The 22,693-nt window shown below is 61.7% G+C and carries 22 protein-coding genes; 9 read left to right on the forward strand and 13 right to left on the reverse strand.

Going from position 1 to position 22,693, the window contains the following annotated elements:
* The first annotated feature begins 116 nt into the window (after positions 1 to 116).
* The 6 genes from leuS (at position 117) to lipA (ending at position 7,282) form a co-directional block, all read left to right on the forward strand.
* Positions 117 to 2,729 (forward strand): leucine--tRNA ligase, encoded by a 2,613-nt coding sequence (leuS, locus tag ALTER154_RS18180; RefSeq protein WP_160089174.1) that lies wholly within the window; start codon positions 117 to 119, stop codon positions 2,727 to 2,729.
* A 72-nt stretch (positions 2,730 to 2,801) separates the two neighbouring features.
* Positions 2,802 to 3,413 carry an LPS assembly lipoprotein LptE gene (lptE, locus tag ALTER154_RS18185; protein WP_160089176.1) on the forward strand — a complete coding sequence of 204 codons (612 nt, stop codon included), beginning with the start codon at positions 2,802 to 2,804 and terminating at the stop codon, positions 3,411 to 3,413.
* Between the two features lie 39 nt (positions 3,414 to 3,452).
* A complete protein-coding gene (gene holA / locus ALTER154_RS18190) occupies positions 3,453 to 4,487 on the forward strand; it encodes a DNA polymerase III subunit delta (RefSeq protein ID WP_160089178.1) in 1,035 nt (344 codons plus the stop codon).
* A gap of 82 nt (positions 4,488 to 4,569) precedes the next feature.
* Positions 4,570 to 4,728 carry an alternative ribosome rescue factor ArfA gene (arfA, locus tag ALTER154_RS18195; RefSeq protein WP_160089180.1) on the forward strand — a complete coding sequence of 53 codons (159 nt, stop codon included), beginning with the start codon at positions 4,570 to 4,572 and terminating at the stop codon, positions 4,726 to 4,728.
* Between the two features lie 72 nt (positions 4,729 to 4,800).
* Positions 4,801 to 6,084: a lytic murein transglycosylase gene (locus ALTER154_RS18200; RefSeq protein WP_160089182.1), complete on the forward strand. Its 1,284-nt coding sequence runs from the start codon at positions 4,801 to 4,803 to the stop codon at positions 6,082 to 6,084.
* Between the two features lie 145 nt (positions 6,085 to 6,229).
* Positions 6,230 to 7,282 carry a lipoyl synthase gene (gene lipA / locus ALTER154_RS18205; RefSeq protein ID WP_090255584.1) on the forward strand — a complete coding sequence of 351 codons (1,053 nt, stop codon included), beginning with the start codon at positions 6,230 to 6,232 and terminating at the stop codon, positions 7,280 to 7,282.
* Positions 7,283 to 7,364: 82 nt separating this feature from the next.
* Here the strand turns inward: lipA and lipB are convergent, their stop codons facing one another.
* The 11 genes from lipB to ALTER154_RS18260 all read right to left on the reverse strand — a co-directional run bounded on the left by lipB (position 7,365) and on the right by ALTER154_RS18260 (position 17,572).
* Positions 7,365 to 8,018, reverse strand: coding sequence for a lipoyl(octanoyl) transferase LipB (lipB, locus tag ALTER154_RS18210; protein ID WP_160089184.1), 654 nt, complete (start codon positions 8,016 to 8,018; stop codon positions 7,365 to 7,367).
* On the reverse strand, positions 8,018 to 8,293 hold the full coding sequence (locus ALTER154_RS18215; protein ID WP_160089186.1) for a DUF493 domain-containing protein: 276 nt from the start codon (positions 8,291 to 8,293) through the stop codon (positions 8,018 to 8,020). Before ALTER154_RS18215 ends, lipB begins: the two co-directional genes overlap by 1 nt.
* Before the next feature lie 73 nt (positions 8,294 to 8,366).
* The gene (locus ALTER154_RS18220; RefSeq protein WP_090255588.1) at positions 8,367 to 9,542 is read right to left on the reverse strand and encodes a D-alanyl-D-alanine carboxypeptidase family protein; all 1,176 of its coding nucleotides are present in this window, start codon (positions 9,540 to 9,542) and stop codon (positions 8,367 to 8,369) included.
* 121 nt (positions 9,543 to 9,663) lie between these two features.
* On the reverse strand, positions 9,664 to 10,671 hold the full coding sequence (locus ALTER154_RS18225) for a septal ring lytic transglycosylase RlpA family protein (protein WP_160089188.1): 1,008 nt from the start codon (positions 10,669 to 10,671) through the stop codon (positions 9,664 to 9,666).
* Positions 10,671 to 11,681: a lytic murein transglycosylase B gene (mltB, locus tag ALTER154_RS18230; RefSeq protein WP_160090213.1), complete on the reverse strand. Its 1,011-nt coding sequence runs from the start codon at positions 11,679 to 11,681 to the stop codon at positions 10,671 to 10,673. Before mltB ends, ALTER154_RS18225 begins: the two co-directional genes overlap by 1 nt.
* A gap of 17 nt (positions 11,682 to 11,698) precedes the next feature.
* A complete protein-coding gene (rodA, locus tag ALTER154_RS18235; protein WP_170049225.1) occupies positions 11,699 to 12,802 on the reverse strand; it encodes a rod shape-determining protein RodA in 1,104 nt (367 codons plus the stop codon).
* Between the two features lie 38 nt (positions 12,803 to 12,840).
* Positions 12,841 to 14,730: a penicillin-binding protein 2 gene (gene mrdA / locus ALTER154_RS18240; protein WP_160089192.1), complete on the reverse strand. Its 1,890-nt coding sequence runs from the start codon at positions 14,728 to 14,730 to the stop codon at positions 12,841 to 12,843.
* Positions 14,731 to 14,743: 13 nt separating this feature from the next.
* Positions 14,744 to 15,211 (reverse strand): 23S rRNA (pseudouridine(1915)-N(3))-methyltransferase RlmH, encoded by a 468-nt coding sequence (gene rlmH, locus ALTER154_RS18245; RefSeq protein ID WP_160089194.1) that lies wholly within the window; start codon positions 15,209 to 15,211, stop codon positions 14,744 to 14,746.
* Between the two features lie 12 nt (positions 15,212 to 15,223).
* Positions 15,224 to 15,595, reverse strand: coding sequence for a ribosome silencing factor (gene rsfS, locus ALTER154_RS18250; protein WP_160090215.1), 372 nt, complete (start codon positions 15,593 to 15,595; stop codon positions 15,224 to 15,226).
* 37 nt (positions 15,596 to 15,632) lie between these two features.
* Positions 15,633 to 16,307, reverse strand: a complete 675-nt coding sequence (gene nadD / locus ALTER154_RS18255) for a nicotinate-nucleotide adenylyltransferase (protein WP_160089196.1) — start codon at positions 16,305 to 16,307, stop codon at positions 15,633 to 15,635.
* Positions 16,307 to 17,572, reverse strand: coding sequence for a glutamate-5-semialdehyde dehydrogenase (locus ALTER154_RS18260; RefSeq protein ID WP_160089198.1), 1,266 nt, complete (start codon positions 17,570 to 17,572; stop codon positions 16,307 to 16,309). The genes nadD and ALTER154_RS18260 overlap by 1 nt, the downstream gene beginning before the upstream one ends.
* Before the next feature lie 264 nt (positions 17,573 to 17,836).
* Here ALTER154_RS18260 and ALTER154_RS18265 point away from each other — a divergent pair, with 264 nt between their 5' ends.
* Positions 17,837 to 19,066 (forward strand): alpha/beta fold hydrolase, encoded by a 1,230-nt coding sequence (locus ALTER154_RS18265; RefSeq protein WP_160089200.1) that lies wholly within the window; start codon positions 17,837 to 17,839, stop codon positions 19,064 to 19,066.
* Positions 19,067 to 19,118: 52 nt separating this feature from the next.
* On the opposite strand, the gene ALTER154_RS18270 is transcribed toward ALTER154_RS18265, so the two are convergent.
* Positions 19,119 to 19,973: a class I SAM-dependent methyltransferase gene (locus tag ALTER154_RS18270; RefSeq protein ID WP_160089202.1), complete on the reverse strand. Its 855-nt coding sequence runs from the start codon at positions 19,971 to 19,973 to the stop codon at positions 19,119 to 19,121.
* A 108-nt stretch (positions 19,974 to 20,081) separates the two neighbouring features.
* Here ALTER154_RS18270 and ALTER154_RS18275 point away from each other — a divergent pair, with 108 nt between their 5' ends.
* Both ALTER154_RS18275 and ALTER154_RS18280 read left to right on the forward strand, forming a co-directional pair.
* Positions 20,082 to 20,798, forward strand: a complete 717-nt coding sequence (locus ALTER154_RS18275; protein WP_160089204.1) for a DNA-3-methyladenine glycosylase — start codon at positions 20,082 to 20,084, stop codon at positions 20,796 to 20,798.
* Complete coding sequence (locus ALTER154_RS18280) at positions 20,795 to 22,111, forward strand: bifunctional DedA family/phosphatase PAP2 family protein (RefSeq protein ID WP_160089206.1); 1,317 nt, start codon at positions 20,795 to 20,797, stop codon at positions 22,109 to 22,111. Before ALTER154_RS18275 ends, ALTER154_RS18280 begins: the two co-directional genes overlap by 4 nt.
* Here the strand turns inward: ALTER154_RS18280 and ALTER154_RS18285 are convergent.
* The gene (locus tag ALTER154_RS18285; RefSeq protein ID WP_160089208.1) at positions 22,105 to 22,692 is read right to left on the reverse strand and encodes an LON peptidase substrate-binding domain-containing protein; all 588 of its coding nucleotides are present in this window, start codon (positions 22,690 to 22,692) and stop codon (positions 22,105 to 22,107) included. The two genes, ALTER154_RS18280 and ALTER154_RS18285, sit on opposite strands and share 7 nt — an antisense overlap.
* Position 22,693: the final 1 nt, after the last annotated feature.

Here is a 22,693-nt window from a genome sequence, read left to right on the forward strand (position 1 = left end):
GAGCATGGCCAGGCCGCCATAGCTGGAGCGCAGCGCAATCAGGGTTTCCCTGAATAAGCGGGGCTCATGTATGCTACCGCGTTTCCCGCAAGCCCTTATTCCCAGCGCCGGTAGCCATGCAAGAACAGTACTCGCCCCGTGAAATCGAAGCCGCCGCGCAGTCCCATTGGGACGCGCAGAAATCCTTTGTAGTGAGCGAACAGCCGGGCAAGGAGACCTTCTACTGCCTGTCGATGTTCCCCTACCCGAGCGGCAAGCTGCACATGGGCCATGTGCGTAACTACACCATCGGTGACGTAATCAGCCGCTACCAGCGTATGCAGGGTAAAAACGTGCTGCAGCCTATGGGCTGGGATGCGTTCGGCATGCCGGCGGAAAACGCTGCGATGAAAAACAAGGTCGCGCCGGCCAAGTGGACCTACGAAAACATCGAGTACATGAAGAGCCAGCTAAAGTCGCTGGGTTTGGCTGTGGACTGGACACGCGAAGTCACCACCTGCAAGCCGGATTACTACCGCTGGGAACAGTGGCTGTTCACCCGCCTGTTCGAAAAAGGCGTGATCTACCGCAAGAACGGCAGCGTCAACTGGGACCCGGTGGACCAGACCGTACTGGCTAACGAGCAGGTCATCGACGGCCGCGGCTGGCGCTCGGGCGCGGTGATCGAAAAGCGCGAAATCCCGATGTACTACTTCAAGATCACCGCTTACGCGGAAGAGCTGCTGAGTAGCCTGGACGAACTGGATGGCTGGCCGGAACAGGTCAAGACCATGCAGCGTAACTGGATCGGCAAGAGCTTCGGCGCTGATGTGGTATTCGACTATGACCAGGCCAGCGTCGGTATCGACGGCCAGCTCAAGGTCTACACCACCCGCCCCGACACCTTGATGGGCGCGACCTACGTCGCCGTGGCCGCCGAGCACCCTCTGGCGCAACGCGCCGCCGAGAGCAATCCGGCTATCGCAGCGTTTATCGCCGAATGTAAAGCCGGCTCCGTAGCCGAAGCCGACATGGCCACCATGGAGAAGAAGGGCGTTGCCACCGGCCAATTCGTTATTCATCCGCTCTCCGGCGACAAGCTGCCGGTGTTCGTCGCCAACTACGTACTGTGGGGCTACGGCGAAGGCGCGGTTATGGCCGTGCCCGCACATGATGAGCGCGACTTCGAATTCGCCAACAAGTACGACCTGCCGATCAAGCAGGTCTACGCCGGCGAAGGCAAAGAATACGACGCCACTCAATGGCAGGACTGGTACGGCGACAAAGCTGGCCTGACCAGCATCAACTCCGGCAAATACGACAGCTTGGACTTCAGCGCTGCCTTCGACGCCATCGTCGCGGACCTGGAAGCCAACGTCCACGGCGCACGCAAAACCCAGTTCCGCCTGCGCGACTGGGGCATAAGCCGCCAGCGATACTGGGGCTGCCCGATCCCAATCATCCACTGCGACAGCTGTGGCGATGTGCCTGTGCCGGAAGACCAGCTGCCCGTCGTACTGCCCGAAGACGTAGTGCCGGACGGTGTAGGCAGCCCGCTGGCGCGCATGCCTGAATTCTATGAATGCAGCTGCCCGAAATGCGGCAAGCCGGCCAAGCGTGAAACCGACACCATGGACACCTTCGTTGAGTCGTCCTGGTATTACGCGCGTTACGCCTCGCCGCACTACACCGGCGGCATGGTCGACCCTGAAGCGGCCAACCACTGGCTGCCGGTGGATCAGTACATCGGCGGTATCGAACACGCGATCCTGCACCTGTTGTACGCGCGCTTCTTCCACAAGCTGATGCGCGACGAAGGCCTGGTGTCATCGAACGAGCCGTTCAAGAACCTGCTGACCCAGGGTATGGTGGTCGCCGAGACCTATTACCGCACCCTGGAAAACGGCGGCAAGGACTGGTTCAACCCAGCCGATGTCGAGCTGGAGCGTGACAGCAAAGCCAAGGTCATCAGCGCCAAACTGAAAAGCGACGGCCTGCCGGTGGAAATTGGCGGTACCGAGAAGATGTCCAAGTCGAAGAACAACGGCGTCGACCCACAATCGATGATCGATCAGTTCGGTGCCGACACCTGTCGCCTGTTCATGATGTTCGCTTCGCCGCCGGACATGAGCTGCGAATGGTCTGACGCTGGTGTTGAAGGCGCCAACCGCTTCCTGCGCCGCGTCTGGCGCCTGGCGCAAAACCACGTCAATCAGGGCATCGCCGGCGCACTCGACCTGGCTAGTCTGGATGACGAGCAGAAGGCCGTGCGCCGCGCGATTCATCTGGCAATCAAGCAGTCGAGCTTCGATATTGGCCAGCACCACAAATTCAACACCGCCATCGCCCAGGTGATGACGCTGATGAACGTGCTGGAGAAAGCCGCACAAACCACAGCTCAGGACCGCGCCCTGTTGCAGGAAGGTCTGGAAGCGGTGGCGCTGCTGCTGGCGCCAATCACGCCGCATATCAGCCATCAGCTGTGGCAGGAACTGGGCCACGACGAGGCCATCATTGATGCCGCCTGGCCACAGGTGGATGAGTCTGCCCTGGTACAGGACAGCCTGACGTTGGTGATCCAGGTCAACGGCAAGCTGCGCGGACAGATTGAAGTGCCAGCCAGCGCCAGCCGCGAAGAGGTTGAGGCCAGCGCCCGCAGCAACGAGAACGTACTGCGCTTTACCGAAGGCCTGAGCATTCGTAAGGTCATCGTGGTGCCAGGCAAACTGGTCAACATTGTTGCTAACTGACTAGCCGCCAACTGATTAAGCTCGGCGCGACCGCACAACGGCGCGCCGCAAGACACGCCAAGGGGATAAAAGATGATCAAACGGAATCTGTTGGTAATTGGCCTGGCCACCCTGCTCAGCGCTTGCGGCTTCCAGCTGCGTGGCACCGGTGACGTGCAATTCGCCCTCAAGGAACTGGATGTCAGCGCGCGCAACGCCTATGGCAAAACCGTCAACCAAGTGCGCGACGTGCTGCAGAACAACGGCGTCAAGGTCTATCCAGGCGCACAGTACCGCTTGGTATTGAGCAACGAGCAGGAAAATCGCCGCGCCGCCAGCTTCACCAGTTCGGCCCGAACTGCTGAGTACGAGCTGAGCAAAACGCTGGAATACGAGATCCGTGGCAGCAAAGACCTGCTGCTGATGAGCGACAAGCTGGAAGCCCAAAGCTTCTATACCCAGGACGGCAACAACCTGATTGGTGGCGACCAAGAGGCCGCTCAGCTGCAACAGGAAATGAACCGTGAGCTGGTCCAGCAACTGGTCCAGCGCCTGCAGCAGATCAGCCCAGCGCAACTGGACCAACTGCAGCAAACCGCAGAAGCCAAGGCTCAAGCCGAAGCCGATGCGCTGGAAGCCGCTCGCCAGCAACAGGCCGCGCAACCGCAGCAGTCGCCAATCCAGCTGCCGATTCCCGCCCAGTAAGCTCGCCGGGCCGCGCAAGCGGCCCTGCTCTGCGCCCGCATGAAGCTTAACTCTGCACAACTCGGCAAACACCTGCAGGGCAACCTGAGCCCGGTGTATGTGGTAAGTGGCGATGAGCCGCTGCTCTGCCAGGAAGCCACCGACGCCATTCGCGCCGCGACCCGCCAGCAGGGTTTCAGCGAGCGCCAGGTGTTCAACGCCGACAACAACTTCGACTGGGGCAACCTGCTGCAAGCCGGTGCCAGCCTGTCGCTGTTTGCCGACAAGCGCCTGTTGGAGTTGCGCCTGCCCAACGGCAAGCCCGGCGACAAGGGCGCCGCCGCGCTGCTCGAATACCTCGCCCGCCCCGCCGAAGACACCGTGCTGCTGATCAGCCTGCCGAAACTCGATGGCAGCGCGCAGAAGACCAAGTGGGGCAAAGCGCTGATTGACGGCGCGCAGGCGCAGTTCGTGCAGATCTGGCCGGTCGATGCCAACCAATTGCCGCAATGGATTCGCCAGCGCCTGGCGCAATCGGGCCTCAGCGCCAGCGCCGAAGCCGTAGACATGATTGCCGTGCGAGTCGAAGGCAACCTGCTCGCCGCTGCCCAGGAAATCGAAAAGCTCAAGCTGCTCGCCGAAGGTACGCAGATCGACGTCGACACCGTGCACGCTTCGGTTGCCGATAGCGCGCGCTTCGATGTATTCGGCCTGATCGATGCGGCCCTCAATGGCGAGGCCGCCCACGCCCTGCGCATGCTCGAAGGCCTGCGCGGTGAAGGCGTCGAGCCACCGGTGATTCTCTGGGCTCTGGCCCGGGAAATCCGTCTACTGGCCACCATCGCCCAGCAGTACAGCCAGGGCATGCCGCTGGAGAAGGCCTTCAGCTCCGCGCGCCCGCCAGTCTGGGAAAAGCGCCGCCCGCTGGTCAGCAAAGCCCTGCAACGCCTGTCGGCCGCACGTTGGGCTGCGCTGCTGCAGGATGCCCAGCAGATCGATGCGCAGATCAAAGGCCAGGCGGCCGGCGATCCCTGGAGCGGCCTGAGCCTGTTGACGCTAAACATCTGCGGTCAACGCCTGGGCCTATCTCGCTAGCGGCCAAACCCTGGACTTTTAGCGGGGTGCGGATCATGCTTCGCCCACCTGCGACGTGCAGGTCATTTGCCGAGGAAACGTCATGGCGAAGAAAGCCAAACGCGCCCCAAATAAGGCCAAATCCCTAATCGCCCAGCCACTGTTTCGCTCCCGCCAGGAAACACCCAGCAAAGGCAAAGGCAGCTACCGCCGCGAAGCCTCCCAGCAAAACTGGGAGGCTTCATACGTTCTGGCTGCCTGAAAAGCCCGCCACAGCCCGCATACCGCCTCAATCATGCTAAGGTTACGGCCTGCAAAATGTGCCGAGATCACCATGCCTTACCTGCTTCTTCGGGGCCTGTCCCATAGCGCCATCGCCTGCCTCCTGCTGCTTCTGACTGCCTGCGCCGAAGCGCCGGCGCAGCCACTTGCCGCTGCGCCCGTCACAGCCAGCACTACCCCTGCCAGCCCAGCCGCCAGTGAGGCCAGCAGTCCAACCCCGTTACTCAGCTTCGATGAATGGCGCATGTTGCTGCGCAGCGATGCCATTGCTGCCGGTATCGACGCAGCCTTATTCGACCGTACATTCGCCGACATCACCCTGGACCCCAGAGTGGTCAGCTCCGACAACAGCCAGCCGGAGTTCACACGCCCGGTGTGGGAGTACATCGACGGTGCCGTTTCCGTCTCGCGCATCGCCCAGGGCCGCCTGCTCAAGGCGCAGCACCGGCCGACCCTGAAAGCCATTCGCAGCACCTACGCCGTCGACCATGAAGTGCTGATTGCGATCTGGGGCATGGAAAGCAATTACGGCAGCAATATCGGCAGCCATAACGTCATCCGCTCCCTCGCCACCCTGGCCTACGATGGCCGCCGCCAAGTGTTCTGGCGCAGCCAGTTGCTGGCCGCGCTGCAGATTCTGCAAGCGGGTGATGCACCTACGCAGGGCCTGATCGGTTCTTGGGCGGGCGCCATGGGACAGACCCAATTTATGCCGACCACCTTCAATCAGCATGCCGTGGACTTCGATGGTGATGGGCGTCGCGACCTGTGGACGTCAGCCCCCGACGCACTGGCCTCGGCCGCACATTATTTGCAGGCGTCTGGCTGGGAAAATGGTCAACCCTGGGGCTTTGAGGTAAACCTGCCACAGGGCTTCGATTACGCCTTGGCAGATCCCGAAATACGCCGCACCGTGGCGCAGTGGCGCATCCTGGGGATCAACCCGGCCCGAGCCATTGATGCCAACGAGCAGAGCCAGGCCACGCTGTTTTTGCCTGCCGGTCATCGTGGCCCGGCTTTTCTGCTGTTGAATAACTTCCGCAGCATCCTCAAGTACAACAACTCCACCGCCTACGCCCTGGCCATTGGCCTGCTGAGTGATGCATTGGATGGCAATCCGGGCGTACAAGCCGCATGGCCGCGTAACGATCGCCAACTGGGGCGCAGCGAGCGGATCGAGCTGCAAGAGTTGCTGACCAGTAAAGGCTACGAGCCCGGCCCTGCGGACGGCATCATCGGGGCGAACACACGCAAGGCCGTGCGTGCTTTTCAGCAATCCCAGGGACAACCTGCCGATGGCTACCCCAGCTATGAGTTGTTGCAGCAACTCCGGTAGACGGCTGAGCGGCACTCAGCACCACCTGGCAGAGCGCTAGCACCACACGGCGCCCGCCGGACTGAACGGTCAGCTTCTGTGATAAGCTGCGCGGCGGCCACAAGCCGCCTCGTTCACGGAGCCTCTAGCGGAGCCCAGATTGCCGATGTCCGATACCTCCCCGCCTAAAACCGTCGCCAGTGGCGAAAAATTCCGTACCACCCAAGGCATCACCGCGATCAAGGACGGGCAAAAGCGCCGCGCCTCCAGCGAGCCTCAGGTGTTCGAGCCCAAACCCAAGTGGCTGCGAGTCAAGGCGCCTGGCGGCAGCCGCTTCGAGGCGGTCAAGCGCAATGTCAGCGAACACCGCCTGAGCACCGTTTGCCAGGAATCCCACTGCCCGAATATGGGCGAATGCTGGTCCAACGGTACCGCCACCATCATGCTGATGGGCTCGGTGTGCACCCGAGCCTGCCGCTTCTGCGCCGTCGACACCGGTAACCCCAACGGCTGGCTGGATCTGGAAGAGCCGCAGAACACCGCCAAGTCGGTGGAGCTGATGGCCCTGCGTTATATCGTACTGACCTCGGTGGATCGCGACGACCTGGATGACGGCGGCGCCAGCCACTACGCGGCCTGCGTAAGGGCGATCAAGGAAAACACCCCGCAGGTGGTGGTAGAAGCCCTGACCCCGGACTTCGACGGCGACCTGCTGGCGATTGAGCGTGTGGTGGATTCTGGTCTTGAGGTGTTTGCGCAGAACGTTGAGACGGTCAAACGCCTCACTCACGTGGTACGCGATCCACGCGCGGGCTATGAAAAGACCCTGAATGTACTGGCACACGCCAAGCGTCACCGCCCGGACGTGCTGACCAAGACCAGCCTGATGTTGGGCCTTGGCGAGACGGATGAAGAGATTATCCAAACCATGGATGATCTGCGTGCCATCAACGTTGACATCCTCACCCTCGGCCAGTACCTGCAACCAACGCGCAATCACCTGAAGGTGCAGCGCTGGGTCAGCCCGGAAGAGTTCAACCGTTTCCGCGAAATCGGTCTGCAGAAAGGCTTTATGGAAGTCGCCGCCGGCCCGCTGGTACGTTCCAGCTACCGCGCCGACAAGGTGTTCGAGAAGAACAACCTAGGGCTGGCCGCTCCGGTGCCAGTGCCGGGCCAACAGCTCGATAACAGCCTGATTCCTGCCCTCAATCTGAACTGATTGAGTGACCCAACGCCTGACCTTGGGCTTTGCCTGGGGTGAGGCGTTTGCGTATCTGCTCTGCCTATCTGCCCTGCCCGCTCTAGCAGTCTATTGAGCCCGCCAGGCTCTGCTGCTGGGCATAGTCGAGATGTTTGACCAGTTGCTCACGCAGCCGCGCACTGACCTCGGACATAGTGATAGGCCCCGCCACCTGATCAGCCAACTGGGTCATGGCCATACCGGCATAGCCGCAAGGATTGATGCGCTGGAACGGCTGCAGGTCCATATCCACATTCAGCGCCAGACCATGAAAGGAACGACCGTTACGAATCCGTAGGCCGAGCGAAGCGATCTTTGCACCATCAACATACACACCCGGCGCATCCAGCTTGGCATTGGCGTTGACGCCATAGCTGGCCAACAGATCAATCAGGCTGCGCTCGATACGGCTGACCAGTTCACGCACACCAATGCCGCTGCGGCGCACATCCAGCAGCAGGTAAGCCACCAGCTGGCCCGGACCGTGGTAAGTCACCTGACCACCGCGATCGACCTGCACCACCGGAATATCCCCCGGAAACAACACATGCTCGGCCTTGCCGGCCTGGCCCTGGGTAAATACCGGGGAGTGTTCGAGCAGCCAGATTTCGTCAGGCGTATCTGCGCCACGGCTGTCGGTAAAGCGCTGCATCGCATGCCAGGTAGGCTGATAGTCGACCTGGCCCAGCTCACGAAAGCCGAGCGGCAGGTCCATCACAGCACCATGTGCACGATACCGGTCGCGCGCAGGGCACTGTTGATATCGCGTAGCTGATCTTCGCTTGTGGCTTCGATATGCAGCTGTACGGTGGTGTACTTGCCGTTGCTGCTCTGGCGTTCGGCCAGGGTGCTGAGATCGACCTTGGCATGCTGGCTAAGGATCTCTATCACCGTACTCTTGTAGTTTTCGCCACTGTCACCGACCACCTTGATCGGGTAGTCCGCGCAGGGGAATTCGATTTTGTGCGATTTGACGTCTGGTTGATTCATGGCAGTAACGGCCTCGTAAGCCGTGGCAACAACAACGCCCCTGCGGGTCGGCAAGGGCGCGCTGGTCACGCTATCAGTTGAACAATCCGAAGAAGAACAGGCTGATGCTATCCCACAGGCGACGGAAGAAACTGCCTTCCTCAACGGCCTCAAGAGCAATCAGATCGGCACTGTGCACCACTTCTTCACCCAGTTTCACTTCAACCTTGCCGATCACATCACCCTGGGCAATCGGGGCGGTGAGCTGCGGATTGAGGATCATGCCGGCCTGCAATTTTTCCAGCTGACCTTTCGGCAGCGTCAGGCTCAGATCAGCACCAAGACCGGCTTTGACCTGACGCACAGCGCCTTTCCACACTTGGGCCTGAGCCAGTTCCTGGCCTTGCTTGTAGAAGGTGCGGGTTTCGAAGAAGCGGAAACCATAGGTCAGCAGTTTCTGAGTTTCTGCGGCACGGGCCGACTCGCTGACAGTGCCGAATACCGAAGTGATCATGCGCGCGCCATCACGTACAGCCGACGCCACCAAGCAGTAGCCGGCTTCTTCGGTATGGCCGGTTTTCAGCCCATCAACGGTCTTGTCACGCCACAGCAGCAGGTTACGGTTGCCCTGCTTGATGTTGTTCCAGAGGAACTCCTTCTGCGCATAGATCGCATAGTGTTCCTGGTCTTCGTTAATGATGGCGCGAGCCAGAATAGCCATGTCATGGGCGCTGGAGTAATGCTCCGGATGCGGCAGACCGGTGGCGTTCATAAAGTGGCTGTTGGTCATCCCCAGGCGCGCAGCGGTCTCGTTCATCATGTCGGCGAAGGCATCTTCGCTGCCGGCGATGTACTCGGCCAGGGCGATACTGGCGTCGTTGCCGGACTGAATGATGACGCCGTGCAGCAGGTCATCAACCTTCGCCTGGCTGTTCAGTGGCAGGAACATGGTTGAACCACCGGATGCAGCGCCACCGGTACGCCAGGCATGCTCGCTGATAGGCACCAGGTCCTGCTCACCGATCTTGCCCTTGCGGATTTCCAGCGTGGCAATGTAGGCGGTCATCAATTTAGTCAGGCTGGCCGGCGGCAGGCGCTGATCACCGTTGTTTTCGACCAGCACCTTGCCGCTGGCGGCGTCCAGCAGCACATAGGATTTGGCAGCCAACTGCGGCGCAGAAGGAATCACTTGCTGATTGGCCCATACGGCCGGAGCGCTGAGCAGGAAAAGTGATAGGAAAACGCGTTGCGCAAAGCTGGTGATATTCATCCGTCTCTCTAGATTGCTGATGGTTGAACAGGCCTAGTGGGCCTAATTTGCTAATTCTCCGACCACCCGTGAATGGCCGGAGTTGAGTGTTTAGTCCCGCAGATGCTGCAGAAGTGCCGTATTAGTCAGGCTTGACCAGGGTTGGCTCGCCAAGATTGGCCAGGCGTACGCTGCTCTGCAGCTGCTCAGCCTCGCTTTGGCTGCTCACCGGCCCCAGACGCACGCGGTGCAATATCTGCTGGTTGCGCACCACTGAGCTGACGAACACTGGTGCAGCTACCGTCTCGCTCAGCTTGGCTTTGAGGAGCTCCGCAGCGTCCGGATTGGCGAAAGCGGCCACTTGGAGATACAGGCCAGAGGCTCCGACTGAAGCGTTTTTTTTTGCGTCAATCTGCACGGGGAGCACCGCGGCGGCATGCTGCTGCGGGGGCGGTGAATACTGCTCAACCGGCTGCGCGATCGGTTGCGCGATTGGCTGAGCCTGCGCCACTTGCTGTGGGGCGGCCAAGACCATGGGTACCGGACGGCCTTGCTGAGCCCACCACTCGTGCGGGTCAATACCTTCAACCTTGACCCGCGCGGTGCCACTTTCGGCATAACCGAGCTTCTTCGCTGCGGCGAAGGACAAATCGATAATCCGATCTGAATAGAACGGCCCGCGGTCGTTAACCCGCAGAATCGCGCTCTTGCCGTTTTCCAGGTTGGTGACGCGCACATAGCTCGGCAACGGCAGGGTTTTGTGTGCAGCGGTCATGCCGTACAGGTCGTAGGTTTCACCGTTAGCGGTGGCCTGACCGTGAAACTTGGTGCCATACCAGGACGCCGGACCGACCGCCTGATAGCGACGGGCATCGGGAATCGGGTAGTACTGTTTGCCGAATACAGTGTAAGGACTGGCCTTGACAGGGCCGTAGTGCGGCATCGGTATCGCATCAGGAATCCGCGATACGTCGACATCCCACCAGGGTGCGCCATCCTTATGCGGACGGTTGAAATCACCCGGCCCGGAAATCGCACCACCCGGCTGCTGCACCGGTGCAACCGGCTGCGGCGCACGGGTGGACGAGCAACTGGCCAGCAGCAGCGCCAGGCTGCCGAATGCAGCCCATTTAAAAGGCAAACGCGACATCAATTCTTACCCCGTGCATCAACCAGCAACTCGGCCAGCTGATTGACCGCCATGGCATACATCACACTGCGATTGTAGCGGGTGATCACAAAGAAGTTCGGCAGGCCTAGCCAGTGCTCAGCGCCATCAGCACCTTCCAGACGGAAGGCCGTTACCGGCAAATCGTCAGCCAGCGGGTCGGCGCTGGTCCAGCCCAACGCACGCAGCTCACCAACAGTTTTCACCGGATCGAGCCCAACCGTCAGCCCCTCTTCGGCCCGCACGCCTTTGACAGTCGCGGCACTCACCACCGGCTGTCCCGGCTGCCAATGGTGACGTTTGAAGTAGCTGGCGACGCTGCCGATGGCATCCGCCGGGTTGTTCCAGATATTGATATGGCCATCGCCATCGAAATCCACAGCGTAGGCGCGGAAGCTGCTCGGCATAAACTGCGGCAGCCCCATGGCGCCGGCGTAAGAGCCGGTCATGCTCAGTGGCTCGACCTGCTCTTCACGGGTCAGCAGAAGAAACTCGCGCAGCTCCTTGCGGAAGAACGGCGCACGCGGCGGATAATCGAAGGCCAGGGTCGACAGAGCATCCATCACCCGCCAGCTACCGGTGTTACCGCCATAGAAGGTTTCCACCCCGATAATGGCCACAATCACTTGCGCCGGCACACCATACTCAGCCTCAGCACGAGCCAGGGTTTCTTCGTGCTGCTTCCAGAACTCAACACCCTTGCTGATACGTTTGTCGGTGATAAAGATCGGCCGATAATCCTTCCACGGCTTGGCCTTTTCTGCCGGACGCGAGATGGCATCAAGGATCGCCTGTTTGCGCTCGACCTGGGCGAACAGCTCGACCAGCTGCTCACCGGCAAAGCCGTAGTCACGGGTCATTTCGCCGACAAACTCAGCCACCTGCGGTGACTGCTGATAATCCCCAGCCAGCGCGGGCTGAGCCACTGCGCACACCCCGGCCAACGCCAGCCAAGGTGCAGTACGAACCATCCAACCACGCGCGTTTTGCATTGAATTCATAATCCCAATCAAGCCTGTGTCATCCACTTACGATGAGTGTGGATCGACATCAAAATCCCAAACCCTGCCAACAAGGTGATCAGCGAGGTGCCGCCATAGCTGATAAAGGGCAGCGGAACCCCCACCACCGGAAGCAGGCCGCTGACCATACCGATATTGACGAAGACATAAACGAAGAAAGTCATGGTGAGCGCGCCGGCGAGAAGCTTACCGAACAGCGTCTGCGCTTGCACGGTAATCACCAGACCGCGCGCGATCAACAGCATGTACACCAGCAGTAACAAACACACACCGACCAGGCCGAATTCCTCGGCCAGTACCGCGATGATGAAGTCGGTGTGGCTCTCCGGCAGGAAGTCCAAGTGCGACTGGGTGCCTTGCAGCCAGCCCTTACCGAGCACACCGCCCGAACCAATCGCCGCCTTGGACTGGATGATGTTCCATCCACTGCCCAGCGGATCGCTTTCCGGGTTGAGGAAGGTAAGCACGCGCTGCTTCTGGTACTGGTGCATGACGAAGAACCACATGCCAATGGCAATCGGCACCACCGCGGCCACAGCGCCAATCACCCAGCGCCACTGCAAGCCGGCGATAAACAGCACGAAGCCACCCGAAGCGATGATCAGCAAAGACGTGCCCAGATCAGGCTGCAGCAGAATCAGCACAAAGGGCACGATGATCATCGCCAGGCTGATACAGATATGTTTGAGGCGCGGCGGCAGACTGCGGTTGGACAGGTACCAGGCAATGGTTGCCGGCATGATGATCTTCATAAACTCCGAGGGCTGAAAGCGAATCACCCCGGGAATGTTGATCCAGCGTGTGGCCCCCATGGCGTTGTGCCCCATGACGTCTACCACCACCAGCAGCCCCACACCACCGACATAGGCCAACGGCACCCAGCGCGCCATAAAACGCGGCTCAAACTGGGCAATGATAAACATGCCGACCAAGCCGATGCCGAAGGAACTGGCCTGCTTCATCAGCAGATCAACGTTCTTACCACTGGCCGAATACAGAATAAACAAGCTGCCGGTGGCGAGAATCAGCAGCAGCAACAGCAGAATGCCGTCGATATGCAGGCGCTGCAGGATGGTCGCCCGGCGACGCAGCAGGTCTTCGGAGGACAGGTTGCGGTCAAAATTACTGTTCATGGCGCAGCGACCTCAGCCGCCACTGGCGGAGCGTATTCGGCTTTCAACTGACCGTTTTCATCCAGCAACCACGCATCGATGACCTGCTTGACCACCGGTGCGGCCACCCCGGAGCCAGACTCGCCGTTTTCCACCATCACCGACACGGCAATCTGCGGGTTATCTGCCGGAGCAAATGCCACAAACAGCGCATGGTCACGGTGACGCTCGGCAACCTTGCTGCGGTCGTATTTCTCCCCTTGCTTGATCGCCACCACCTGAGCGGTACCGCTCTTGCCGGCAATCCGGTACAGCGCGGCATCGCCGACCTTGCGCGCGGTGCCACGCGGGCCGTGCATGACCGACACCATGCCCTTGATACCGGCGTCCCAGAACTTCGGATCACGGAGCACGATATCCGGTAGTGGATTGGGGTCTGTGGGGATGCGCCCCTGGATAGTCTTGGCCAGGTGCGGGCGAATCCACTTGCCGCGCGTGGCCATCAGTGCCGTGGCCTGTGCCAGTTGCAGCGGCGTGGTCTGCATATAGCCCTGACCGATACCGAGAATCAGCGTCTCGCCCGGGTACCAGGCCTGCCGGTAACGCGCGCGCTTCCAGTCCCGCGAAGGCATCAGCCCGGCGGTTTCTTCGAACATGTCCAGCGACACGCGCTGACCCAGCCCGAAACGGGTCATGTAGTCATGCATGCGGTCGATGCCCATCTTGTGCGCAAGTGAGTAAAAGTAGGTGTCATTGGAGCGCATGATCGCGTAATCCATATCCACCGAGCCGTCGCCCGTGCGGTTCCAGTTGCGATATTTGTGGCTGTGGCCGGGCAACTGATAGAAGCCGGGGTCGAACACCCGGGTCTGCGGCGTGACTACGCCAGCATCCAGACCGGCCACCGCGACCATCGGCTTAATAGTCGAGCCGGGCGGATAGAGGCCGCGCAATACGCGGTTGTAAAGCGGACGGTCGATGGAATCGCGCAGGTCGGCGTAAGCCTTGAAGCCAATCCCGGTAACGAAGGGGTTGGGATCGAAACTTGGCTGACTGACCATCGCCAGCACCTCACCGGTCTGTGGCTGGATGGCCACAATCGCACCACGGCGACCAGCCAGGGCCTTTTCAGCGGCCTCCTGCAAGCGGATATCGAGGCTCAGCACGATGTCCTTGCCGGGAAGCGGGTCAGTACGTTTGAGCACGCGCAGCACGCGGCCACGGGCGTTGGTTTCGACTTCCTCGTAACCCACTTCACCGTGCAGCTCGTCTTCATAGAAACGCTCGATACCGGTTTTGCCGATATGGTGCGTACCGCTGTAGGCCACCGGATCGAGTTCTTTCAGCTCTTTCTCGTTGATCCGCCCGACATACCCCACCGAATGGGCAAAATGCTCGCCTAGCGGGTAATGCCGCACCAGCTGCGCGGAGACCTCAACGCCAGGCAGACGGAACTGATTGATCGCGATACGGGCAATCTGCTCCTCGCTCAGCTCGAACAGCACCGGCACCGGCTCAAACGGTCGCCGCCCCTGACGCACACGTCGCTCAAACAGCGCGCGCTCATCCGGGCCCAGTTCCAGCACCTCGACAATCACATCGAGCACCTGCGGCCAGTCACCGGCGCGCTCGCGGGTCAGGGTCAGGCTGAAGCTGGGCCGGTTATCGGCGATGATCACCCCGTTGCGGTCGTAGATCAGCCCACGGTTCGGCGGGATCGGCTGCACGTGGATGCGGTTGTTTTCCGCCAGGGTGGTGTGGTGCTCAAACTGCACCACCTGCAGGTAATACATGCGCGCCACGAGTACCGAGGTCAGCAACAAAACCACCACAGCACCAACCACCGCGCGTTTGCGGATTAGGCGGCCGTCTTTCTCGTGGTCTTTGAGGCGGATTGGTTGCGGCATCGATGGCTGCTAGTTATTTGTGGTAAGGGTGGCCGGACAACACGGTCCAGGCACGATACATCTGTTCGCCGATCAGAATCCGCACCAAGGGGTGCGGCAGGGTCAGCGGCGACAACGACCAGCGCTGCTCACTGCGCGCCTGCACCTCAGGTGCCAGCCCTTCCGGGCCGCCGACCATCAGGTTGACGGTGCGCGCATCAAGGCGCCACTTGTCGAGTTCGACCGCCAGCTGCTCGGTGCTCCAGGGTCGCCCTTCGACTTCCAGGGTGACAATGCGTTCCCCAGGCTGCACCTTGGCCAGCATGGCCTCGCCTTCCTGGCGGATCATCCGCGCCACATCGGCATTCTTGCCGCGCGTGGTCAGCGGAATTTCCACCAGCTCCAGGGACAGCTCGCTGGGCATGCGCTTGGCATATTCCTGCCAGCCCTCTTCCACCCAGCGTGGCATCCGCGAGCCGACGGCGATCAGTTTGATCCGCACCGCTGCGCGTCCTTATTCCTGCTCTGGGCCCGGCTCGGCGCTGAACTGCGCACGGCTCTGCTCAGCACCTTGCCACAGACGCTCAAGGTCATAGAACTGGCGAGCTGTCGGCAGCATCACGTGAACCACGATGTCGCCGAGGTCGAGCAGTGCCCACTCACCGGTATCCATGCCTTCAGTGCCGATTGGGCGTACGCCCTGCTCCTTGACTTTCTCCAGCACGTTGTCGACCAGCGACTTAACGTGACGGCTAGAGGTGCCGCTGGCAATCAGCATGAAATCGGTGATGCTGGTCTTGCCGCGCACGTCGATGGTGGTGATGTCCTGCGCCTTGATTTCTTCCAGAGCGCTGATGGCCAATTTGACCAGCTCTTCGCTCTGCATTTTTGCGTTTGTCATAACTAACTCGTTTGCCTCGTGTTCAATTCGCGCCACGGTACAGTCCGTGGGCATGGATATAGGCCAGTACCGCGTCAGGCACCAGAAAACGTGCCGACTTTCCGCTCGCCAGTAGCGAACGGATCTGGGTAGCCGACACCGCCAGAGGTGTCTGCCAGATAAAAGCAATCTGCCCACTCGGCCCACTCAGGGCCGAAGGGTCACTCACACTGCGCGCCGCCAACAGATTGCGCAGCGCCTCGGGCGCTTCACTGTCGGCATCCGGCCGTTGCAGCACCAGAATATGGCAGTGCTGCAGCAACTCATCCCAACGCTGCCAACTGGGTAAACCGCAGAAGGCATCCCAGCCCAGCAGCAGAAACAGCTGATCATCAGCCGCCAACTCACTGCGCAACGACTCCAGGGTGTCAATGCTGTAGGACGGTTTGTCGCGTTGCAGCTCGCGATCATCCACCTGCAGCACCCCGGCATCGGCTACCGCCAACCTGACCATGGCCAGGCGATCCTCGGCACTGACCTCCGGTGCGCTGCGGTGCGGCGGCCGCGCGCTCGGGATCAGACGCAACTCATCGAGCTGCAGCGCATCGGCCACTTCCACAGCGCTGCGCAGATGGCCGATATGCACCGGATTAAAGGTGCCGCCTAGCAGACCGATGCGTCGGGCGTCGGTACGTCGGGCGCCGCTGCGCTTGGCCATCAGGTACGAATGTGTCCGTCGCCAAACACCACGTACTTCTCGCTGGTCAGCCCATCCAGGCCGACCGGGCCACGGGCGTGCAGTTTGTCGGTGGAAATACCGATCTCCGCGCCCAGGCCGTATTCAAAACCATCGGCGAAACGGGTCGACGCGTTGACCATCACCGAGGCGGAATCCACTTCGGTGAGGAAGCGCCGCGCATCACTGAAGTTCTCGGTGATGATCGCGTCGGTGTGCTGCGAGCCGTAATGGTTGATGTGTTCGATGGCCGCATCCAGCGAGTCGACGATGCGAATCGCCAGAATCGGCGCGTTGTATTCGGCAAACCAGTCGTCTTCGCTCGCTTCCAGCACGTCACTGCCTAGCAGCGCGCGGGTCGCGGCGTCGCCACGCAGCTCAACACCTTTGTCGCGGTAGATCGCCGCCAGCGGCGGCAGCACCTTGTCAGCCACGGCGGCATGCACCAGCAGGGTTTCCATGGCGTTGCACGGCGAGTAGCGATGGGTCTTGGCGTTGTCGGCAACGCGAATCGCCTTGTCGAGGTCGGCGGCGACGTCGATATAGACGTGGCATACGCCATCCAGATGTTTGATCACCGGCACCTTGGCGTCACGGCTGATGCGCTCGATCAGGCCCTTGCCGCCACGCGGCACAATCACGTCAACAAATTCCGGCATGGTGATCAGCGCACCAACGGCAGCACGATCCGTGGTTTCCACCACCTGCACGGCGCTGGCGGGCAAACCGGCTTCAGCCAGACCGAGCTGAATGCAACGAGCAATCGCCTGGTTGGAATGAATGGCCTCGGAACCACCGCGCAGGATGGTCGCGTTACCGGACTTCAGGCACAGGCTGGCGGCGTCGATGGTCACGTTCGGCCGCGACTCATAGATGATGCCGATTACGCCGAGCGGCACGCGCATCTTGCCGACCTGAATACCCGACGGCAGGTAGCGCATATCGCGGATCTCGCCAATCGGATCGGGCAGCGTGGCGACCTGACGCAGGCCTTCGATCATCGAGTCGATCACCGCCGGCGTCAGCGCCAGACGGTCAACCATGGCCGGCTCCAGGCCATTGGCGCGCGCGGCGGCCAGGTCCAGCTCGTTGGCGGCAGTCAAATCGCTGCGCGCGGCATCCAGCGCGGCGGCGGCGGCCTGCAGGGCACGATTCTTTTGCGCGGTACTGGCGCGCGCCAGCACACGCGAGGCGCTGCGGGCGGCCTGTCCCAGGCGGGTCATATAGTCGAGCACGGACTCAGTCATTGTCTTGGCAGGTCTGGCGGTTGAAAAAAGTCGCTGAGTATAACGGTCGCGCCGCTCCACGCCCAGCGCTGCGCGGCGGACGGTAGACACTGCGTTCGCCACAACCCGCGGTAACGCCGCCAAGCCCCACACAGCAAGCCACCGGAAGAAACAGTGACATCACGGACCATCAGCCGCCCGAAGGTTAGGTAAACAAAAACCGTCCGAATGTTTACCTTGCCATCACAAGCAAGACAGGCGGCCGACCGCCGGGGTGGGATCAGCATGCATTACCGTACCGACTACTGCGCCGCACAACTTAACGAAGCCCCACAGGTGCTGCATATCGGCGACCTGCGCCTGCACTACCAGGCCTATGCCTGCCGCAGCCACGACACTCGCCCGCCCGTATTGCTGTTGGGCGGTGCATTCCAGAGCTTTCGCTCGTTTGCAGCCGAAGTCAGCGAGCTGCTCGGCGAGCACCCGGTGATCCTGCTCGACCTGCCCAGCCAGGGCGGCAACCTGCAACTGGTGCCCGACCTGAGCCTGGAACAGCTGGCTGACCTGATCGCCGCCTTCGCCGAAGAACTCGACCTGCCGCTGCTGATGCCCATCGGTCTGTCCTACGGCTCAGCCCTGGCCGCGCTGTTCGCCGCCCGCCACCCCGAGCGCTGCGCCCGCGTGCTTCTGGCCGGGATCACCGCGTTCGGCCGCCCCGGTGCGCGCCTGTTGCTACAAGAAGGCTTGGCGCTGCTGGCCGAAGGGCGCTGCGAGGCCTTTGCCCATGGTGCGCTGACCGGCCTGCTCAACCCTTTGCGCCTGGAACAGACCGGCGTTGCCCCGGTATTTCGTAAGGCACTGCTGCGGCAGATCCAGCGCTTGCCAGCCGCCGATATCGAGCGCTACCGGCAGAACAGCCAGCGCCTGCTGGATTTCCAGGGCTTTCACGCGCACCCCAGCTGCCCGACCCTGGTGCTGGCCGGCGAATATGACCACTTCACCCAACCCTGGGAGCACGCGCACTTTGCCGCCGCCTGCGCCCAGGCGAGTTGCGCACTGATCCACAATGCCGACCACCTGGCCCAGTTTGAACAGCGCGACGCCTGCGCCAGCCTGTACAACCCGTTCCTGCGCGGCGACGCCCTACCGAGCCGCAGCCCGGGCAGCAGCCTACTGAGCAACCCGCAGCTGCTGCAGCTGGAAAAACGCCACGAGCCGCGCCTGCCGCCCAGCCAGCGCCAAGCGCGCCTGCAACATACCGAGATTGGTGAATGGCGGGTGGACATCAGTGAATTGGGCTTCTTCGGCGGTTTACTGCAGGGCAACCTGCCGACTGTTGTAAGCGGCCGCGGTTGGCTGCTCCTCTGCAAAGACCTGCCCGCACAGCCCATACTCGCACTGCGCCATGATCAAAACGGCCTGGCCTTTGTCTTCCCGCACAGCGATCAGCACGCCAGCCAGGCGCTGGCCACGCACTTTCAACGGCAGCCCCTGCCGGCAGCAGCCTGTGCCTAGCGCCTGCTCCGGAGCTGTTTAGCACCGGCAATACCGTTCTCAAAACAGACTCTTAGACCCGCGCCTCAATCACCCGCACCAGCCCGGCATTACGCGATGGCGCCAGACCAAGCGCCTGGGCCGTGCGGCTCGGGTCGAAGACTTCGACCGTGCCGAAACCGCAGCGCTGAAAGCCCTGCACAATCGCCTGATCATTGCGGTAATGCAGCGGGTAATTGCCACGGGTCAGCCGCCCGATCAGGTCGACGCCCCAGCGTAACTGGCGGTAACGCGGGTGTTCGCGTAGGTCAGGGTACAGCTCGGTCAGGTAGGTGGCCTGCGGGAACTGCCGCAGCTGGTCGGCCAGGCGCGTCCAGAATGACTCGATCAGCGCCAGCTCGAAGTAGTTCACCAAGCCTTCGGTGATGACCACCACCGGCTTGCTGTGATCCAGCTCGGCGAACAGCGCCGCCAGACTTTTACCCCCCTCCTCGGCGAGGATATCTACCGCACGCACCTGATGCTGACTGCCCAGCCAGCCTTCCGCATTCAGCAGCAGGCGCTTGCGCGCAGCCATTACCGGTAGGTCCGCCTCAACATAGCGCAGCTGCGGGTAACGCGCGGTAAAGCGCCGGCCGCGCGGCGACAGGCCGCAGGCAATCTCCACTACCTGGCACACGCCGCCCTGCTCAATCGCCGCCGTCAGCTGCGCGTCGATCTGCAAGTGCCGCTGCAGCAGAAACTGCTCAATATCCAGCCCAAACCCCACCCGCGCGCCCCAGGTAATCGGGCTGAGTAAGCCATGCACAAACCGCCCGAAACCCGTCACGAAGGCGGCATCGGCCAACTGATGGCGATACCAGATATAGCCGGTGTAGTGGGCGCTGGGGCTGATATGGGCACTGCTGACGCGAGCACGTTCAGACATGGTTAAGACTCTTATTGTTATGATCGCAGGCCTTTAAACGGTGCGCTGTTGAGCACCTGATACGGCAACAATCCCAGCCTATGCCCTGCCGATTAAGCACAACACCGCATGTCAGCCGATCCCAACCTTAGTTTGCCCTGGCCCCGGGGCCGGGCATTGCCCGCGAGCTTCTTCGACCGCGATGCGCGCCTACTGGCCCGCGAGCTGCTCGGTAAAGTGATTCGCCATCGCCACGGCGAGCAATGGCTAAGCGCGCGCATCATCGAAACCGAGGCCTATTACCTGAGCGAAAAAGGCAGCCATGCCTCGCTCGGCTATACCCACAAGCGCCGCGCACTGTTTATGGAAGGCGGACATATCTATATGTATTACGCCCGTGGCGGCGACTCGCTGAACTTCAGCGCCCAAGGCCCAGGTAATGCGGTACTGATCAAATCTGCCTACCCCTGGCAGGATGCCCACAGCGGCGCAGACGCACTGATGCAAATGCAGGAAAACAATCCCAACGCCCAAGGCCAGCCACGCAGCACTGCAACCCTTTGCGCAGGGCAGACACTGCTGTGCAAGGCCCTGGGCCTGAAAGTGCCGGACTGGGATGCTCAGCCCTTCGATGAGCAGCGCCTGTTTGTCGAAGACCTCGGCGAGCGCCCGCAACACGTTGTGCAATGCGCGCGCCTGGGCATTCCCCACGGCCGGGATGAACTGCTGCCGTACCGGTTTGTCGATGCTGCCTTTGCCCGTTACTGCACGCGCAACCCAATACGGCGCGGCCAACAGGCAGGCCAAGACTACTACTTGCTAACCCCCACGGATGACCACCGATGAGCCAATGGTTCGACACCCTAACCCTGTGGCTGAGCGCCAACCCCGAATGGCTGGGCCTGGCGATCTTTGTCATTGCCTGCGTCGAATGCCTGGCCATTGCCGGCATCATCGTGCCGGGCACTATTCTGCTGTTTACCGTGGCAGTCCTGGCCGGTAACGGCGCGCTGTCACTGTGGGAAACCCTGCTATTGGCCTACTTCGGCGGCTTGCTCGGTGACGCGCTGTCCTATGGTATCGGCCGCTATTTTCATCAGGATATTCGCCGCCTGCCGTTGTTGCGCAGCCACCCCCAATGGCTGAGCGCGGCCGAGGTTTATTTTCAGCGCTACGGCGTCGCCAGCCTGTTGGTCGGCCGTTATATCGGCCCGCTGCGGCCGATGCTACCGATGGTCGCCGGCATGCTGAACATGCCGCTCCCGCGTTTTATCGCCGTCAGCCTACTGGCCGCCGCCGGCTGGGCCATAGCCTACATGCTGCCGGGCTGGGCCACGGGTGCCGCCTTGCGCCTGCCGCTGCCAGAAGGGTTCTGGCCACAGGCCGGCGCCGTAGCGGCAGGCGTGGCCATCGTGGTCGGCCTGAGCATTCAAGGCAGCATGCGCGGGCAACGCCACGCTAGCCTGCTGGCGGCCGGCGCCTGCCTGGTGCTGCTGGTCAGCATGATGTTCAGCTGGCCGCTGCTCAGCCACTTTGATCAAGGCCTGCTGGCCCTGGTGCAGGAACAACGCAGCAGCAACCTCGATACACTTATGGTGCTGATTACCCACCTCGGCGACCTGCACACTCAAGTGGCGGCGGCAGTGCTGCTGTGCCTGATTCTGCTGGCTACCCGACAGTGGCGCAGCCTGTGCCTGGCCATCGGCGCCACGCTTGGCACCGCCCTGGCGAATGGCGCGCTAAAAGCACTGTTTGCGCGAAGCCGTCCAGATGTACTGCTGGAACCACTGGGCAGTTTCAGCTTCCCCAGCGGCCACAGCTCAGCGGCCTTTGCCTTCTTTCTGCTGCTCGGCATACTCGCGGGTCGCGGCCAACCGCCACGCATGCGTCTGACGTGGCTGCTGCTGGCCAGCCTGCCGGCGGCGGCAATCGCCCTCTCTCGGGTCTACCTCGGGGTGCATTGGCCCAGCGACATCATCGCCGGGGCCATGTTGGCGGGCTGTTTCTGCGCCCTGAGCCTGGCGCTGGTGCAATGGCGCGCACCACTGCCTGCTCTGACGGCAAGAATCTGGTGGCTATTGCTGCCGGCGATTCTGGCGCTGCTCGGCGGCATCGCCACCTGGCAGCTGTCCACCGGCCTGCTGCTGTATCGCTACTGATGACCGCCCTGCAGCAGCTCCAGCAACGCCTGCAACCGCTCTAGCCGCAGCTGCACGTCCGGCATTTCGAGCAGTTGCAGCTTCTGTTCGGCGTCCAGCGGCAACAGGTAGGCCAGCTGATTGGCCAGGGCCTCCTGGCCCGCTGGCGCACTCGCCATGCCCAGTGAGGCCACCAACGGGTGAGCGCTCAGCGCACCGAGCAATGCTGCCAAATCCGCATGCTCAGCCTCCAGCGGCTGCTCCGGCTGCTCGTCCAGCCACTCGACGTCGCCCAGGGTCAACTGATCCGGCAGCACCTGCGCGCGCTGCACGCGAAAACGCCGACCACCCTCGACGCGAATCCCCAATAGGCCATTGGGCCGCTGCTCGAAATCGCGAATCAACGCCTCGCAACCGATCGCCGAGAATTGCCCTGCGGCCTCGCCCACTTCGGCGCCATCAATGATGCACACCACACCAAAGCCCTGCCCTTGCTTCATGCAGCGGCTGACCATGTCCAGGTAGCGTGCTTCGAATATCTGCAAGTCGAGCATGCAACCGGGAAATAACACAGTGTTCAGTGGAAACAGCGGCAGGGTCACA

The sequence above is a fragment of the Pseudomonas sp. 9AZ genome, from assembly GCF_902506525.1.
Taxonomy (GTDB): domain Bacteria; phylum Pseudomonadota; class Gammaproteobacteria; order Pseudomonadales; family Pseudomonadaceae; genus Aquipseudomonas; species Aquipseudomonas peli.

Bases quoted from the DNA above. Each gene is read 5' to 3' on its own strand.
- leuS (WP_160089174.1), top strand. From the start codon at position 117: ATGCAAGAACAGTACTCGCCCCGTGAAATCGAAGCCGCCGCGCAGTCC.
- lptE (WP_160089176.1), top strand. From the start codon at position 2,802: ATGATCAAACGGAATCTGTTGGTAATTGGCCTGGCCACCCTGCTCAGC.
- holA (WP_160089178.1), top strand. From the start codon at position 3,453: ATGAAGCTTAACTCTGCACAACTCGGCAAACACCTGCAGGGCAACCTG.
- arfA (WP_160089180.1), top strand. From the start codon at position 4,570: ATGGCGAAGAAAGCCAAACGCGCCCCAAATAAGGCCAAATCCCTAATC.
- ALTER154_RS18200 (WP_160089182.1), top strand. From the start codon at position 4,801: ATGCCTTACCTGCTTCTTCGGGGCCTGTCCCATAGCGCCATCGCCTGC.
- lipA (WP_090255584.1), top strand. From the start codon at position 6,230: ATGTCCGATACCTCCCCGCCTAAAACCGTCGCCAGTGGCGAAAAATTC.
- lipB (WP_160089184.1), bottom strand. From the start codon at position 8,018: ATGGACCTGCCGCTCGGCTTTCGTGAGCTGGGCCAGGTCGACTATCAG.
- ALTER154_RS18215 (WP_160089186.1), bottom strand. From the start codon at position 8,293: ATGAATCAACCAGACGTCAAATCGCACAAAATCGAATTCCCCTGCGCG.
- ALTER154_RS18220 (WP_090255588.1), bottom strand. From the start codon at position 9,542: ATGAATATCACCAGCTTTGCGCAACGCGTTTTCCTATCACTTTTCCTG.
- ALTER154_RS18225 (WP_160089188.1), bottom strand. From the start codon at position 10,671: ATGTCGCGTTTGCCTTTTAAATGGGCTGCATTCGGCAGCCTGGCGCTG.
- mltB (WP_160090213.1), bottom strand. From the start codon at position 11,681: ATGCAAAACGCGCGTGGTTGGATGGTTCGTACTGCACCTTGGCTGGCG.
- mrdA (WP_160089192.1), bottom strand. From the start codon at position 14,730: ATGCCGCAACCAATCCGCCTCAAAGACCACGAGAAAGACGGCCGCCTA.
- rsfS (WP_160090215.1), bottom strand. From the start codon at position 15,595: ATGCAGAGCGAAGAGCTGGTCAAATTGGCCATCAGCGCTCTGGAAGAA.
- nadD (WP_160089196.1), bottom strand. From the start codon at position 16,307: ATGGCCAAGCGCAGCGGCGCCCGACGTACCGACGCCCGACGCATCGGT.
- ALTER154_RS18260 (WP_160089198.1), bottom strand. From the start codon at position 17,572: ATGACTGAGTCCGTGCTCGACTATATGACCCGCCTGGGACAGGCCGCC.
- ALTER154_RS18265 (WP_160089200.1), top strand. From the start codon at position 17,837: ATGCATTACCGTACCGACTACTGCGCCGCACAACTTAACGAAGCCCCA.
- ALTER154_RS18270 (WP_160089202.1), bottom strand. From the start codon at position 19,973: ATGTCTGAACGTGCTCGCGTCAGCAGTGCCCATATCAGCCCCAGCGCC.
- ALTER154_RS18275 (WP_160089204.1), top strand. From the start codon at position 20,082: ATGTCAGCCGATCCCAACCTTAGTTTGCCCTGGCCCCGGGGCCGGGCA.
- ALTER154_RS18280 (WP_160089206.1), top strand. From the start codon at position 20,795: ATGAGCCAATGGTTCGACACCCTAACCCTGTGGCTGAGCGCCAACCCC.